17 protein-coding genes are annotated in these 15,131 nt (G+C 64.8%); 14 read left to right on the forward strand and 3 right to left on the reverse strand.

Annotated elements, in window-relative coordinates; genetic code table 11:
* Window positions 1-171 precede the first annotated feature (171 nt).
* Entirely contained in the window at window positions 172-1,233 is a 1,062-nt protein-coding gene (gene hemB / locus ABIC03_RS15210) for a porphobilinogen synthase (protein WP_354058903.1), read from the reverse strand.
* A 135-nt stretch (window positions 1,234-1,368) separates the two neighbouring features.
* Between hemB and ABIC03_RS15215 the strand changes: the two genes are divergently transcribed.
* From ABIC03_RS15215 to ABIC03_RS15270, 12 genes are all read left to right on the forward strand, one after another.
* Window positions 1,369-1,866 (forward strand): DUF6163 family protein, encoded by a 498-nt coding sequence (locus tag ABIC03_RS15215; RefSeq protein ID WP_354058904.1) that lies wholly within the window; start codon window positions 1,369-1,371, stop codon window positions 1,864-1,866.
* A 498-nt stretch (window positions 1,867-2,364) separates the two neighbouring features.
* Window positions 2,365-2,883, forward strand: a complete 519-nt coding sequence (ldtR, locus tag ABIC03_RS15220) for a transcriptional regulator LdtR (RefSeq protein WP_007603420.1) — start codon at window positions 2,365-2,367, stop codon at window positions 2,881-2,883.
* Window positions 2,884-3,084: 201 nt separating this feature from the next.
* On the forward strand, window positions 3,085-3,321 hold the full coding sequence (locus ABIC03_RS15225) for a hypothetical protein (RefSeq protein WP_275167861.1): 237 nt from the start codon (window positions 3,085-3,087) through the stop codon (window positions 3,319-3,321).
* A gap of 37 nt (window positions 3,322-3,358) precedes the next feature.
* Window positions 3,359-3,580, forward strand: a complete 222-nt coding sequence (locus tag ABIC03_RS15230) for a hypothetical protein (protein ID WP_007603423.1) — start codon at window positions 3,359-3,361, stop codon at window positions 3,578-3,580.
* A 270-nt stretch (window positions 3,581-3,850) separates the two neighbouring features.
* Complete coding sequence (gene glyA / locus ABIC03_RS15235; protein ID WP_007611109.1) at window positions 3,851-5,149, forward strand: serine hydroxymethyltransferase; 1,299 nt, start codon at window positions 3,851-3,853, stop codon at window positions 5,147-5,149.
* Between the two features lie 29 nt (window positions 5,150-5,178).
* Window positions 5,179-5,661, forward strand: a complete 483-nt coding sequence (gene nrdR, locus ABIC03_RS15240; protein ID WP_007603426.1) for a transcriptional regulator NrdR — start codon at window positions 5,179-5,181, stop codon at window positions 5,659-5,661.
* Window positions 5,658-6,806 (forward strand): bifunctional diaminohydroxyphosphoribosylaminopyrimidine deaminase/5-amino-6-(5-phosphoribosylamino)uracil reductase RibD, encoded by a 1,149-nt coding sequence (gene ribD / locus ABIC03_RS15245; RefSeq protein ID WP_354058905.1) that lies wholly within the window; start codon window positions 5,658-5,660, stop codon window positions 6,804-6,806. The genes nrdR and ribD overlap by 4 nt, the downstream gene beginning before the upstream one ends.
* Window positions 6,806-7,429: a riboflavin synthase gene (locus tag ABIC03_RS15250; RefSeq protein ID WP_354058906.1), complete on the forward strand. Its 624-nt coding sequence runs from the start codon at window positions 6,806-6,808 to the stop codon at window positions 7,427-7,429. Before ribD ends, ABIC03_RS15250 begins: the two co-directional genes overlap by 1 nt.
* A 110-nt stretch (window positions 7,430-7,539) precedes the next feature.
* Window positions 7,540-8,031, forward strand: coding sequence for a 6,7-dimethyl-8-ribityllumazine synthase (ribH, locus tag ABIC03_RS15255; RefSeq protein ID WP_354059654.1), 492 nt, complete (start codon window positions 7,540-7,542; stop codon window positions 8,029-8,031).
* Between the two features lie 2 nt (window positions 8,032-8,033).
* Window positions 8,034-8,531 carry a transcription antitermination factor NusB gene (gene nusB / locus ABIC03_RS15260; protein WP_007611091.1) on the forward strand — a complete coding sequence of 166 codons (498 nt, stop codon included), beginning with the start codon at window positions 8,034-8,036 and terminating at the stop codon, window positions 8,529-8,531.
* Window positions 8,532-8,707: 176 nt separating this feature from the next.
* On the forward strand, window positions 8,708-9,706 hold the full coding sequence (gene thiL, locus ABIC03_RS15265; RefSeq protein ID WP_354058907.1) for a thiamine-phosphate kinase: 999 nt from the start codon (window positions 8,708-8,710) through the stop codon (window positions 9,704-9,706).
* Window positions 9,707-9,942: 236 nt separating this feature from the next.
* Window positions 9,943-12,063 (forward strand): sodium-translocating pyrophosphatase, encoded by a 2,121-nt coding sequence (locus tag ABIC03_RS15270; protein WP_007611089.1) that lies wholly within the window; start codon window positions 9,943-9,945, stop codon window positions 12,061-12,063.
* 174 nt (window positions 12,064-12,237) lie between these two features.
* On the opposite strand, the gene ABIC03_RS15275 is transcribed toward ABIC03_RS15270, so the two are convergent.
* Both ABIC03_RS15275 and ABIC03_RS15280 read right to left on the reverse strand, forming a co-directional pair.
* Window positions 12,238-13,239: a Bug family tripartite tricarboxylate transporter substrate binding protein gene (locus ABIC03_RS15275; protein WP_354058908.1), complete on the reverse strand. Its 1,002-nt coding sequence runs from the start codon at window positions 13,237-13,239 to the stop codon at window positions 12,238-12,240.
* Window positions 13,240-13,324: 85 nt separating this feature from the next.
* Window positions 13,325-13,810 carry an outer membrane protein assembly factor BamE gene (locus ABIC03_RS15280; protein ID WP_354058909.1) on the reverse strand — a complete coding sequence of 162 codons (486 nt, stop codon included), beginning with the start codon at window positions 13,808-13,810 and terminating at the stop codon, window positions 13,325-13,327.
* 98 nt (window positions 13,811-13,908) lie between these two features.
* On the opposite strand from ABIC03_RS15280, the gene ABIC03_RS15285 reads away from it, so the two are divergent.
* Together ABIC03_RS15285 and ABIC03_RS15290 are read left to right on the forward strand one after the other, a co-directional pair.
* Entirely contained in the window at window positions 13,909-14,460 is a 552-nt protein-coding gene (locus ABIC03_RS15285) for a ubiquinol-cytochrome C chaperone family protein (RefSeq protein WP_354058910.1), read from the forward strand.
* Window positions 14,457-15,020: a YceD family protein gene (locus ABIC03_RS15290; RefSeq protein ID WP_354058911.1), complete on the forward strand. Its 564-nt coding sequence runs from the start codon at window positions 14,457-14,459 to the stop codon at window positions 15,018-15,020. The genes ABIC03_RS15285 and ABIC03_RS15290 overlap by 4 nt, the downstream gene beginning before the upstream one ends.
* Window positions 15,021-15,131 lie beyond the last annotated feature (111 nt).

The following is a 15,131-nucleotide window of genomic DNA, read 5'->3' on the forward strand; positions in this document are numbered from 1 at the left end:
GGGAGCTGACGCCACAGCAACAGTGTCGTCCCGGCGAAGGCCGGGACCCATAACCACGCAGAGCAGTTTGGCGAAGACTTAGGGGTCGATCGCTTCCCCGGTACCAATACTGCGCGCTCTCGTTGGATCACGCGGTATGGGTCCCGGCCTTCGCCGGGACGACATTGGGGCCTACACCTGCGCGCGGAGCTTCTCCGCCGCCTTCGGTGCGAAATAGCTCAGCACACCGTCGGCGCCGGCGCGCTTGAACGCGAGCAGGCTCTCCATCATGGCGCGCTCGCCGTCGAGCCAGCCGTTGTTGGCGGCTGCGGCGATCATCGCGTATTCGCCGGACACCTGGTAGGCGAAGGTCGGCATCGCGAACGTGTCCTTCACGCGGCGGACGACGTCGAGATAGGGCATGCCGGGCTTGACCATCACCATGTCGGCGCCCTCGGCGATGTCGAGCTCGACCTCGCGCAGCGCCTCGTCGGTGTTGGCGCTGTCCATCTGGTAGGTGCGCTTGTCGCCGGTGAGCGTCTTGGCGGAGCCAATGGCATCGCGGAACGGGCCGTAGAAGGCGGAAGCGTATTTTGCGGCATAGGCCATGATCTGCACGTCGAGCAGGCCGGTACGATCCAGGCCCTCGCGGATCGCGGCGACGCGGCCGTCCATCATGTCGGAGGGCGCGATGATGTCGCAGCCGGCTTCGGCCTGCACCAGGGCCTGACGCACCAGCACGGCGACGGTCTCGTCGTTCAGGATCTTGCCGTCGGAGATCAGGCCGTCATGGCCGTGGCTGGTGAAGGGATCGAGTGCAACGTCGCAGAGAATGCCGATCTCCGGAAACTCCTTCTTGATCGCGCGCACCGCCTGGCAGACCAGATTGTTCGGGTTGGTGGCTTCCGAGCCCTCCTCGTCGCGCAGGGACGGATCGGTGTAGGGAAACAGCGCGAGGCAGGGGATGGTGAGCTTCATCGCGCGTTCGGCGTCGCGCACGGCCTGGTCGACGCTGAGACGCTCGACGCCCGGCATCGAGGCGATCTGCTCGCGCTTGTTGTTGCCGTCGATCAGAAACAGCGGCCAGATCAGATCGTCCGTCGTGAGCACGTTCTCGCGCACCATGCGCCGGGCCCATTCGGCCTTGCGGTTGCGGCGCGGGCGGACGGTCAGATCGAGGGCAGGGGAGGCCGCAGTGCCATCCCGGCGCGAGACCTCGCGCAATTCGATCGGACGTCCGTATTTGATCGCCATCACTCTTCCTCCGGCTGGAATTATTCTTATACCAGCTCGCATGGTTCCCGTCACCGCGGCTTGAGCTGCCGCAAGGCAAAGAACTGATTGGGCGCAGCCGATTGATTTTGCGGGGCAAAGCAGCCAGAAGGGGGCATGTCCGAGATCTCCACCCGCGATGCGGCCCGCGACGGCGCCAGGGACGCCGTCCGAGACAATGCCAGAGACAGTGCAATGTCGGTGGCGGCGATCTCGTCCGAGCGAGCCGAGTCCGACGACAATGTCTGGACGCGCCGGCTCGTGCTGTTCCTGCGGGTGATGGCGCTGCTCTCGATCCTCAAGGGTCTCTATCATTGGGCGCAGGTGACGGGCTTCGTCGGCGGCGAGGACGAGGCGTTCGAAAACCAGTCGATGGCCTGGCAGGCCTCGACCATCTACTTCGCCGTGATCGAACTTGTTGCCGCGGTCGGGCTGTGGCTGGCGACGCCCTGGGGCGCCGTGGTGTGGCTGACGACCGTGGTATCGATGGCGGTGATCGAGCTGATGTTCCCGGGCATCTACGGCGGCAGCCTGGTTGTGGTCGGGGTCGAAGCCTTCATGCTGGCCGCCTATCTCGCGCTCGCCTGGATGGCCGCACGCGAACGGCCGCCATAGCAAACTCTCGTGCCCCGGACGCAATGCAGCGCGCCGCACGCGCGGCGTGATGCGTTGCAGAGCCGGGGCCCATTTCTCCGCGATCTCGTCTCTGGCCTTCTGGGTCCCGGCTCTGCGCTCCGCTTCGCTGTGCTGGTCCGGGACACGAGAATGTCGCGCTTGGTTGACGGTTGGTTGCGTAAAATTCGACGTAAGTTTTCGCTAACCAGCGTGTTCCGCCACAGCTCTTACGCGGCCGTTTCGAAACGGGGCGGGGCTGTTCTGGAATGCGACAATCGCGGCGGACGGAGGGTGAACAGGACCTTGCGAGAGTCAACAGACTATTGCGAAAAGTGCTTGTGGCACAGGCTTAATCCGCAATTCACTGTCTTAAATTCATGATCTCTTTATTCTCTTATTTAAGCCGATCTTCAAACGAGCCCCTTAAGTTGCACCTATCAGACGGGACACAAGTTTCGTCGAATGAGTGTCGATAAAAACGACAACAGGGGAAGTGTCATGATGAAAGCCGTCGCAACTGCGGCAGATACCGCAGAGCGCGTCTCCGGCCAGCAGGGTTCGGTGCAGACGCTCTATCTGGAAGCTTTGACTCTGGTGGAGCGGCTGCATCGCCGGCTGCTCGACGTCATCAAGGACGAGTTCGATCGCCGCGGCCGTGCGGACATCAACTCGGTGCAGGCGCTGCTGCTCTACAACATCGGCGACAAGGAGCTGACCGCCGGCGAACTGCGCACGCGCGGTTATTACCTCGGCTCCAACGTCTCCTACAATCTGAAGAAGCTCGTCGAGCTCGGCTTCCTCGATCATCAGCGCTCGCGCGTCGATCGCCGCTCGGTGCGCATCCGCCTGACGCCGCAGGGCCAGGAAGTTCGTCGCATCGTCGACTCGCTCTACCAGAAGCACGTCAAGACGGTCGAGCAGGTCGGCGGCATCTCGGGCGAGGAGTTCTCGACCCTCAACAAGTCGCTGCACCGCCTCGAGCGGTTCTGGACCGACCAGATCCTGTATCGTCTCTGAGCTCTTTCGACGGGATTTGGCCAAGCCGGCCCACAACAAGACCGGCAAGCCTCCCGAACGTGCCTGAGCTTCCCCAAGCGCGCCGGCCCGGCTGTGTCCGGACCGGTGCGTTTTTCCATTTCGCGGTTGCGAAAAAAATCCCCAAGGGCAGGGAACGAGTTCCCGGTTCGGTGCTTATCCCCTTCGATCGGAGGGCGGACGATGCTGGTCGAGCGTGGCGTGGGGGTGATGAACGTGGAACTCGTGAGCGAGGCCTATGCCATCGCCGCGAACTATCTTCGCCGCTCGGGCGCGATCCGGGACACCCTCGTCACCGACGAACGTCTGCTCGAGATCGTCATCAAGCTGCTCCAGCGCGGCGAATTCAACAAGATCAGGCTGGCCAACAAGGCCATCGTCAGGTTCGAGGCGCAGTCCGAGGCCAAAGCAGTTGCCTGATCTCAACTCCCAAACGCGGCAAGAACCAGAGGGTGCCATGGAAGCTGCCATCGACCGGATCATGCATACCTACGATTTGCTCGCCAACCGCACGTCTGCGGCGAGCGCCGAGGCGCGGGAAAAGGTCACCAACTATCTCAATACGTTGATGGAAGCCGGCGAGAAGGACACCCACAGGTTGACGGTTTGCGGGCTGACCTATCTGCGGCAGCTCGACGGCAGCGTGGATCCCGTGAAGGCGGGGTATACCGGGCTGTGAGGGGCGCTGGCCTCGGCCAGCGGGTCCAGCCGGAAGTTTGAGGCTCAAAGCGGCCTTATTCCTTAGGGTCGAATACGGGGCGATTCCATAGAACCGCCCCGGTGTCGAAAATCTTCGATCCCCACCATATCTTGCATAAATCTCAGGCCCGACCCGCAAACCCTTGGCCTGTTGCGGGCGATGTGGTAGATCGCGCTCGCCGCTTCCGATCGCCACACCAGACCCGCCCGTAGCCCGCCAAAAGGCTGCGGCGGTGGAGATATTCGCAAGATGACCTTCGCCAAAACCGCCTCCGCGCCCGATTCGTTTTTCACCGCCTCGCTCGAGCAGGCTGACCCGGAAATCGCAGCCGCCATCAAGGGCGAGCTCGGCCGCCAGCGTCATGAGGTCGAGCTGATCGCCTCCGAGAACATCGTCAGCCGTGCCGTACTGGAAGCGCAGGGTTCGGTGATGACCAACAAATATGCGGAAGGCTATCCCGGCGCGCGCTACTACGGCGGTTGTGAGTGGGTCGACGTTGCCGAGAATCTCGCGATCGATCGCGCCAAGAAGCTGTTCGGTGCCAACTTCGCCAACGTGCAGCCGAACTCCGGCAGCCAGATGAACCAGGCGGTGTTTCTGGCGCTGCTTCAGCCCGGCGACACCTTCATGGGGCTCGATCTTGCGGCCGGCGGCCATCTCACCCACGGCTCCCCCGTCAACATGAGCGGCAAATGGTTCAAGGCCGCGCACTACACCGTGCGCCGCGAGGACCAGATTATCGACATGGACGCCGTCGCCAAGCAGGCCGCGGAGGTCAAGCCGAAGCTGATCGTGGCCGGCGGCTCGGCTTATTCGCGCGCCTGGGACTTCAAGCGCTTCCGCGAGATCGCGGACAGCGTCGGCGCGTACCTCCTGGTCGACATGGCGCACTTCGCCGGTCTCGTCGCCGGCGGCGTGCATGCCTCGCCGGTGCCGTATGCCCACATCACCACCACCACGACCCACAAATCGCTGCGTGGTCCGCGTGGCGGCTTGATGCTGTGGAATGACGAGGCGCTGACCAAGAAATTCAACTCGGCGATCTTCCCGGGCCTGCAGGGCGGCCCCCTGATGCATGTGATCGCGGCAAAGGCGGTCGCCTTCGCCGAGGCGCTGCGGCCGGACTTCAAGGTCTATGCGAAGAACGTCGTCGAGAACGCCAAGGCGCTGGCCGAGGCGATGAAGGGCCACGGCTTCGATATCGTCTCCGGCGGCACCGACAACCATCTGATGCTCGTTGACCTCCGGCCGAAGGGCCTGAAGGGCAACGCTTCGGAGAAGGCGCTGGTCCGCGCGGCCATCACCTGCAACAAGAATGGCATTCCTTTCGACCCCGAATCGCCGTTCGTCACCTCCGGTATTCGTCTGGGCACGCCGGCGGCTACCACCCGCGGCTTTGGTGTTGCTGAATTCCAGCAGGTCGGCGGCATGATCGCCGAGGTGCTGAACGCGATCGCGCAGTCCTCCGACGGCAAGGCGCCGCTGGTGGAAGCCGCGATCAAGGAACGGGTCAAGGCGCTCACCGACCGTTTCCCGATCTATCAGTAAGGTCCAAGAAAACCGGTCAAGGTCAACGGATGCGCTGCCCGAACTGCAACAGTCTCGATACGCAGGTGAAGGACTCGCGTCCGACCGAGGACTCTTCCGTGATCCGCAGGCGGCGCGTGTGCGTTGCCTGCAATTTCCGCTTCACCACCTTCGAGCGGGTGCAGCTGCGCGAGCTCACGGTGATCAAGCGCAACGGCCGCCGCGTGCCGTTCGACCGCGACAAGCTGATGCGCTCGGTGTCGATCAGCTTGCGCAAGCGGCAGGTCGAGCCGGAACGGGTGGAGAAGATGGTCTCCACCATCGTGCGCGAGCTCGAGACCGGGGGCGAGGCTGAAATCTCCTCCGAAGTGATCGGCGAGACCGTGATGGAGCATCTGCGCACGCTCGACGACGTCGCCTATGTCCGCTTCGCCTCGGTCTACCGCAATTTCCGCGAGGCCAAGGATTTCGCCGACGTGCTCGGTGAGCTCTCCGGTGAGGAGGAAGCGCGGCTCGCCGCGATCCGCAAATGATCTTCCGCATCCTGGAGGATCAATTCGCGCAGAAGGCGCGCGAGTCCAGGGATGCCGACCGGCGCTTCATGGAGCTTGCGCTGGCGCTCGGCAGGCGCGGGCAGGGACGCACCTGGCCCAATCCCGCCGTCGGCGCCGTCATCGTCAAGGACGGCGTGATCGTCGGCCGCGGCTGGACCCAACCGGGCGGACGGCCGCATGGCGAGCCTGAAGCGCTGCGGCGCGCAGGCGAGGCCGCACGCGGCGCCACGCTCTACGTCACGCTGGAGCCGTGCTCGCATTTCGGCAAGTCGCCACCGTGCGCCGACGCAGTGATCGCCGCCGGCATCAAGCGCGTGGTGGCCGCGATCGAGGATCCCAATCCGGAAGTCGCCGGTCAGGGCCATGCGCGGCTGCGCGCGGCCGGCATCATGGTGGATGTGGGTCTGTGCGCGCGCGAAGCCGCCTTCGACCACGCCGGGCATTTCCGCCGCATCAGGGGTCACCGCCCGCATGTGATCCTGAAGCTCGCGGTCTCGCCCGACGGCAAGATCGGCGCGGCCGGGGGCAAGCCGGTCGCGATCACCGGCGAGGCGGCGCGCGACCGCGTGCATCTTTTGCGCGCCCAGAGCGACGCCATCCTGGTCGGCATCGGCACGGTGCTGGCGGACGATCCGCAGCTCGACTGCCGCCTGCCGGGCATGGCCGCGCGCTCACCGGTGCGCATGGTGCTCGATCAGAGCCTGCGCATTCCCGGCGCGAGCAGGCTCGTGGGCTCCGCGCGCGAGATTCCGCTGTGGGTAGTGGGTTCTGAACTCGCGGAGGCCGCGGCCGCCACGCGGCTCGGTGCTGCCGGCGCGCAGGTGATCCGCGTGCCGCCCGGCAATGCCTCGGGACTCGATCTTGCGGCCGTGCTGCACGCATTGGCCGCCAAGGGCATCACGCGGCTGATGGTCGAGGGCGGCAGCCGCGTCGCGGCATCCTTTATCGCCGTTGACCTCGTTGACGAGATCTGGCTGTTCCGCGGCGCGGAGGCGGTGGGCGCCGACGGGGTGGATGCGCTCGCTGCATTGCCCCTGTCGAAAATCACGCAGTCGCAGGCCTACAAGGTTCATGCTAGCGAAACCTTCGACAAGGATACTCTCACCATCTACGAGCGCGCGTAATGTTCACCGGCATTGTCACCGATATCGGCGAGATCGTCGGCTTCACGCCGACGGTGCAGGGTCAGTTGCACCGGCTGCGCATCGCCTGCCGCTACGACCAGACCACCATTGCGGACGGCGCCTCGATCGCCTGCAACGGCGTCTGCCTGACCGTGGTTGCTTCCGGCGTCGAAGCCGGCAAAGACTCTGCTCAAAGGACCTGGTTCGACGTCGATGCCGCGGCCGAGACGCTGGCGCTGACGACGGCAAAGCACTGGACGGTCGGCACCAGGCTCAATCTCGAGCGTGCGCTCAAGATCGGCGACGAGCTCGGCGGGCATATCGTCGCCGGCCATGCCGACGGCATCGCGACCCTCGTCAGCCGCGAGGACCTGCCCGACATGGCGCGGTTCGAGCTCTCCACGACCCGGGAGCTGGCGCGGTTCATCGCGACCAAGGGCTCGATCACGCTCGACGGCGTCTCGCTGACGGTTAATACGGTGAAGGACGTGACCTTTTCGGTGCTGATCATTCCGCACACCCTGACGGTCACGACGATCGGCGGCTGGAAGGCGGGGAATGAGGTCAATATCGAGGTCGATCTGATGGCCCGCTACGCGGCGCGGCTGACGGAAATGAAGTGACGGTGATGAAACTTCGTCATGCGCGGGCTTGACCCGCGCATCCATGCTCTTAAGAGGTCCTGACCCAGGGATTGCCGGGTCAAGTCCGGCAATGACACAGTAGGCTTATGATGGCAGACGCGCGGCGCGCACCCCTGAAGGACCAGACCGACATCTCCGGCGCACGCGCGCTGATTGTCGAGGCACGGTTTTATGACGATCTCCAGGACGCCATGCTCGAAGGCGCGGTGGCCGAGCTGAAGGCGGCCGGTCTGACCCACGACGTCATCACGGTTCCCGGCGCACTGGAGATTCCTGCGGCGATCGCCATCGCGGTTGATGCCGCGGCCGCCAATGGCAGGCCCTATGACGCCGCGATCGCGCTCGGCTGCGTGATCCGTGGCGACACCATCCATTTCGAAATCGTCTCGCAGGAATCCTCCCGCGCGCTGATGGATCTGGCGGTGGCGCGAAAGCTGCCGCTCGGCAACGGCATCCTCACCGTCAACACCGAAGCGCAGGCCTGGGCGCGGGCGCGCGCCAGCGAGCTGAACAAGGGCGGCGATGCCGCGCGGGCCGCGATTGCGATGCTGCGCATAAAGCGCCGGCTGGCGCGGGCTTGATCATGGCCGATAACAACAAGAAGCCGCCGGCGGGCACGGAGAAGAAGGCGAACCGGCGCGGTGCGGCGCGCCTCGCAGCCGTGCAGGCGCTGTACCAGATGGATATCGGCGGAGCCGGCATCAACGACATTTTTGCGGAGTTCGAGAGCCACTGGCTCGGCAACGAGGTCGAGGGCGACACATATCTCCCGGCGGAAGCGGCGTTCTTCCGCGATGTCGTCTCCGGTGTCGTGCGCGACCAGAAGAAGCTCGATCCGCTGATCGACGAGGCGCTGTCGAAGGGCTGGCCGTTGAAGCGCATCGAAGCGATCCTGCGCGCGGTGCTGCGGGCAGGGGCCTACGAACTGGAACACCGCAAGGACGTGCCGGGCCGGGTCGTCGTGTCCGAATATGTCGACGTCGCCAATGCCTTCGTCGACCGCGAGGAGACCGGCATGGTCAACGCGGTGCTCGACCAGATCGGCCGCCAGTTTCGCGGTGACGAGTTCGGGCGGGGGTAGATTGAGACGCAGGGCGGTGAATTGATGCGATGTGGCTGCCCCATATTCCGCTGTCATCACCCGCGAAGGCGGGTGATCCAGTACGCCGCGGCCTATCGATGTCACACGATCGTCTCTGGAATACTGGATCGCGCGGTCAAGCCGGGCGATGACAGCGATGTGTGTGGCTGACGCTAATGACCAGCCCGCACAATCCCTCCCCCGAAGACTCCCTTATCGCGCGCTATTTCAAGCCGCTGGCGACTGATCCCGGCGCGCTGGGGCTGGTGGACGATGCCGCCATCCTGCAGGCACTCGGCGGCGACATCGTCGTCACCACCGACGCGGTGGTGGAGGGCGTGCATTATCTTGCCAGCGATCCGCCCGATACCATCGCGCGCAAGGCGCTGCGGGTGAACCTGTCCGATCTCGCTGCCAAGGGGGCCATGCCGGCCGGGTTCGTGCTGACACTGGCGCTGCGCAGCCAGGAAGACGCCTGGCTCAGGCCGTTCGCGAACGCGCTCGGCGAGGATGCGAAAACCTTCGCCTGTCCGCTGCTCGGCGGCGATACGGTGTCGACGCCGGGGCCGCAGATGATCTCGATCACCGCCTTTGGCCGCGTACCGCAGGGGCGGATGGTCGGCCGCACCGGCGCCAAGCCGGGCGACCGTATCCTGGTCACCGGGACGATTGGCGACGCCGCGCTTGGCCTCGATGTGCTCACGGGCGGCGCGGTGGCGAATGCGCTGGCCTCCGATCCGCACGCGCGCGAGACGCTGATCTCGCGCTATCGCGTGCCGCAGCCGCGCAATGTTCTCGCGCAGGCCGTGCGTGACCATGCGACGGCTGCGATGGATGTCTCCGACGGCCTTGCCGGAGATCTGACCAAGCTCTGTGCGGCATCAGGCGTCTCGGCCACGATCGACGTGATGAGCGTGCCGCTCTCGGCCGCTGCGGCCGGCCTGATCGCGGGCAACGTCGTTTCCGTTGAAACGTTGTTTGCCGGGGGTGACGATTACGAGGTGCTGTGCACCGTTCCGCCGGCGCAAAGCGACGCGCTGATTGCCTTGGGGCGGGCGGCAGGCCTTGCCGTCACGGCCATCGGCACGATCGTCGCGGGCCATGAGCGGCCGCGCTTCCTGGACGGGCAGGGCCAGGAGCTGGTCTTGAAGCGGCTCTCCTACAGCCACTTCTAGGAAATGCTCCAAACCGGCGTCGGGACTCCCAGACCAGCCTAAATACCTGCCGAGATCGGCCTTTTCGGCCTCATCTGGCGTTGCACCCTCAATTTGATTTTGGCAAGGTCGTGACCGACTAGGGCCGCGCCTTCGGGCAAGGGGCGGCCTTTTTCAAATCAAGGCGCCGCACCGCACGACGGAAAAACAAAAGGCGCCGGGGGTACGTTCATCAAGGATCTGAGGCAAAAAATCACATGACAGCATTATGGTTGATTGTGCTCTGCGGAGTGCTTTCCGTCGTCTACGCGATCTGGGCGACGTCTTCGGTGTTGAGCGCGGATGCGGGGTCTCCGCGCATGCAGGAAATCGCGGCAGCGGTGCGCGAAGGCGCACAGGCCTACCTGCGGCGTCAGTACACCACGATCGGGATGGTCGGCATCGTCATCTTCGTGCTGCTTGCCTATTTCCTTGGGCTCTATGTCGCGATCGGTTTTGCCATCGGCGCGATCCTGTCGGGGGCGGCCGGCTTCATCGGCATGAACGTCTCGGTCCGCGCCAATGTGCGCACCGCCCAGGCGGCGACGACGTCGCTCGCGGGTGGTCTCGAGCTTGCCTTCAAGGCGGGCGCCATCACCGGCATGCTGGTTGCGGGTCTCGCGCTGCTCGGCGTGACCCTCTATTTCGGCTTCCTGGTCCATTCGCTGAAGCTTGCGCCTGACAGCCGGGTCGTCATCGACGCCATGGTGGCGCTCGGCTTCGGCGCCTCGCTGATCTCGATCTTCGCCCGTCTCGGCGGCGGCATCTTCACCAAGGGTGCGGACGTCGGCGGCGACCTCGTCGGCAAGGTCGAGGCCGGCATTCCCGAGGACGATCCGCGCAACCCGGCCACCATCGCCGACAACGTGGGCGACAATGTCGGCGACTGCGCCGGCATGGCCGCCGACCTGTTCGAAACCTATGCGGTGACCGCGGTCGCCACCATGGTCCTGGCGGCGATCTTCTTCGCCAAGACGCCGATCCTCGCCGACATGATGACGTTGCCGCTCGCCATCGGCGGCATCTGCATCATCACCTCGATCATCGGCACCTTCTTCGTGAAGCTGGGACCGAGCCAGTCGATCATGGGCGCGCTGTACAAGGGTCTGATCGCAACCGGCGTCCTGTCGCTGGTCGGCATCGCCGGCGTGATCTATTACCTGATCGGGTTCGGCAAGCTCGCCGGCGTCGATTATACCGGCATGGCGCTGTTCGAGTGCGGCGTGGTCGGCCTCGCCGTCACCGCGCTGATCATCTGGATCACCGAATACTACACCGGCACCGACTATCGTCCCGTAAAGTCGATCGCCCAGGCCTCGGTGACCGGCCACGGCACCAACGTGATCCAGGGCCTCGCCATCTCGATGGAGTCGACCGCGCTGCCCGCGATCGTCATCATCGCCGGCATCCTGGTCACCCACAGCCTCGCCGGCCTGTTCGGCATCGCGATCGCGACCGCCACGATGCTTGCGCTTGCCGGCATGGTCGTCGCGCTCGACGCGTTCGGCCCGGTGACCGACAACGCGGGCGGCATTGCCGAGATGGCGGGCCTGCCGAAGGAGGTTCGCAAGTCGACCGACGCGCTCGATGCGGTCGGCAACACCACCAAGGCGGTGACCAAGGGCTACGCGATCGGCTCCGCCGGTCTCGGCGCCCTGGTGCTGTTCGCGGCCTACAACGAGGATCTCAAGTTCTTCATTGCGGACTCCGCGCACCACGCCTACTTCGCCGGCGTCAAACCGGACTTCTCGCTCAACAACCCCTACGTCGTGGTGGGCCTGTTGTTCGGCGGTCTCTTGCCGTATCTGTTCGGCGCGATGGGCATGACCGCCGTGGGCCGCGCGGCGAGCGCGATCGTCGAGGAGGTCCGCCGACAATTCCGCGAGAAGCCGGGGATCATGCAAGGCACCGACAAGCCGGATTACGGCAAGGCGGTCGACCTTTTGACCAAGGCGGCGATCAAGGAAATGATCATCCCCTCGCTGCTTCCGGTGCTGTCACCGATCTTCGTCTACTTCGTGATCTATGCGATCGCGGGGGGCGGGGCGGCCGGCAAGTCGGCGGCGTTCTCGGCCGTGGGCGCGATGCTGCTCGGCGTGATCGTGACGGGCCTGTTCGTCGCGATCTCCATGACCTCGGGCGGCGGCGCCTGGGACAACGCCAAGAAGTACATCGAGGACGGTCACTTCGGCGGCAAGGGCAGTGACGCCCACAAGGCGGCCGTGACCGGCGACACCGTCGGCGATCCCTACAAGGACACGGCAGGTCCCGCGGTGAACCCGATGATCAAGATCACGAACATCGTGGCGCTGCTGCTGCTGGCGATCCTCGCCCACTGAGGAGCGTCGGCGAGAAACACAAAACCCCGCGGCGAAAGCCGCGGGGTTTTTGTTTGATGGGTTGGACGCCCTCACCACGTCATTGCGAGGAGCTCTCGCGACGAAGCAATCCAGGGTCGTTCCACTGAGGAATTCTGGATTGCTTCGCCGCGCTCGCGATGACGGAAGTAGCGCCTACTGCACGTCCATCTGCAGCCCTTCCTTCTGGATGATGCCGGCGAACTTCTTCGTCTCGGCGTCCACGAAGGCGGCAAACTGGTCGGGCGTGCCGTAGTCGGCACGGGCGCCCATGGCCACGATGTTCTTCTTGATGTCGTCGCGCTGGAGCATCGCCTTCACTTGAAGGTTGAGCGCTTCGAGAACGGCGGGCTGCACACCCTTCGGCAGGAAAACCGAGAACCACGACGAGACGTCGAAAGCCGCAAGCTCGGGCGCGCTCTCGCGCATGGTCGGCAGGTTCGGTGCAAGGTCGCTGCGCTCGGTCGTGGTGACGCAGAGGCCGGTGAGGGTGCCGTTCTGCACCTGCGGCAGGCTCGGATAGAGATTGTCGAACAGGATCTGGATGTCGCCGGCGAGCGCCGCCTGGAGCGCGGGACCGGCGCCGCGGAACGGGATATGCGTCATCTTCAGCCCGGTGAGCTGCAGGAACCAGGCGCCGGTGAGGTGAGGGCTCTGGCCGACGCCAGAGGAGGCGTAGCTGAGCTTGTCCGGATTGGCCTTGAGATAGGCGACCAGCTCGGCGATCGACTTGATGCCGGTCTTGGGATGCGCCGAGACGATGTTCGGGATCCGGATCATGTTGGAGACCGGCTGGAGCTGGTCCGGCTTGTAGGTAAGGTTCTTGAAGATGCTGTAGGCGATCGCGTTCGGGCCGGGATTGCCGATCAGGATGGTGTGACCGTCCGGCTTGGCGCGGACCACCTCGGCGGTGCCGATCGTGCCGCCGCCGCCGGAGCGGTTTTCCACCACGGCCGATTGGCCCCAGGCGGTCTGCAGATGCGCGGCCAGAAGCCGCCCCATTACGTCGGTCGAACCGCCGGCGGCTGCCGGCACGACGAGGCGGACGTTTTCGGTGGGCTTCCAGTCCGCCAGGCTCGATCGCGGCAGGATCGCTGCGGCCGAGATGGCGGCAGCGCCGGTGAGCACGCGACGGCGGGACAGCAATTTATTGGGCACGAATCCACTCCCTGCATCTTGTTTTGCAGGAGCGTATGGAAGCGGATGCGCAACGGCAAGCCGCACGAAGCCGCAGGCTGAAGGCTCAGTTAAAGCTGAGCAGCTTGAAGATCGGCGTGAGGTAGCCCATCTCCTGGCCCGACGTCGGAGTGGTCCGGCTGATGAAGTCGAAGATCTTGCCGTCCTGGAGGCCGTAATTCGCAAGCCGGCGCACGCGTCGGTTCTTGTCGAAATAGACCGCGATGACGCGCTGGTCGACCACCCTCTGGTTCATGAAGGCGACCATGCGCTCGGAGCGTTGCGAGATGTAATAGAACACCTCGCCGTCGAGGGTTGCGACCGTGGAGGGGGTGCCCATCACGATCAGCACTTGGTCCTGGCTCGCACCGATCGGGATCTGCTCGAGCGCGTTGGGCGGCAGGATATAGCCCTTCTGGAACTGCTCGCCGGTGCAGCCCGCAAGCGCAGCACCAACCAGGGCCGCAGCCGCGAACAGGCGCAAGCCGCGCCAACGTGCATGAAGGCCGCGCCGCTTGTCTGCACGCAGGCTAGTCTGGTTCGTTATCGTCATAGCGGAACTGATTCCGTCCCCTTGCGTCGCGCGAGGCGCTGAAGTACCGGGCGGAGGCTCTGAATGCAACACGCGCGCGCCCGCTTGCGGAAACCACAATGCTTTGGCCGTTCAATCACTTCAGGAAACCCCGCCTAGCCTCGCCGGGCACCATTGAAGCCATCTATGGCATGATCGTGACGCAGGCGCGAGAACCCATATTTTACCGCGACTTGGGCGTGCCGGATACCGTTAACGGGCGTTTCGATCTGTTGCTGCTGCACCTGTGGCTGCTGCTGCGCCGTCTGCGCACGGTTCAGGGCGCCACCGAGCTGTCGCAGGCGCTGTTCGACCGCTTCTGCGAGGACATGGACGACAATCTGCGCGAGATGGGGATAGGCGACCAGACCGTGCCGAAGCGGATGCGGGCCTTCGGCGAGGCGTTTTACGGCCGGGTCCAGGCTTACGATCAGGCCATGGAAAGCGGCGGCGAGGCGCTGGCATGGGCGATCTGCAAGAATATCTTGAATGGGGCCGGCATGGACCAGGCGCAGCGGCTCGCGGCCTATGCCAGGGCTGCCGAGGCCGAGCTCGGCCGGACCGGCGAGGCCGCACTGCTGGGTGCGTCTTTCAAGTTTCCTCCAGCGCTCCCTGAGGATGTCACGCCATGAGCCGACCGATACCAGCATCCGGGCCAGATCCCTGGCGGGTGCCCGTCATCGTTGCACAGATCCCGGACACCGGCCTGCATCGCAAGCTCGAGGCCTCGGCCGCCGAGCGGCAAGCCATGGCCGAGACGGCAGGTTTGCGCGAGGTTGTCTCGGTCCAGGCCGATTTCGATGTCGTGCCGAAAAGCGGCGACCGGATCCAGGTCACGGGGCACGTCCGCGCCCGGATCGGCCAGACCTGCGTGGTGACGCTTGACCCCATGGAGAGCGAGATCGACGAGGAGGTGGACCTGATATTTGCCCCCGAGGCCGAGGTCCGCCGCCTGGCCGACCTGATGGAGGAGGGGAAGGACGATCAGGAGCAGGTCGCCGACCCGCCGGAGGCGATCGTCAATGGGATCATCGACCTCGGTCGGCTCGCCACCGACGCTCTGTTCCTGGCGGTCGATCCCTATCCGCGGAAGCCGGGGGTGGTGTTTGAGTCCGAGGTCATCGCCCCCGATCCGGAGGACCATCCCTTTGCGGTCCTGAAGGCACTCCAGGACAGGAAGAAGGACAAATAGGTGCCGTCTTGCCCGGAGGACCGCTTTGCTACGGGGGGCGAGGTGTTTGCGATGATGGTTTGAAGGGTCAAATTATCTATTTGATTTTCATGTATTTCTTGTGAATTAGTC

Origin of the sequence: Bradyrhizobium sp. RT6a (assembly GCF_040547675.1) — a bacterium.
Lineage (GTDB): Bacteria > Pseudomonadota > Alphaproteobacteria > Rhizobiales > Xanthobacteraceae > Bradyrhizobium.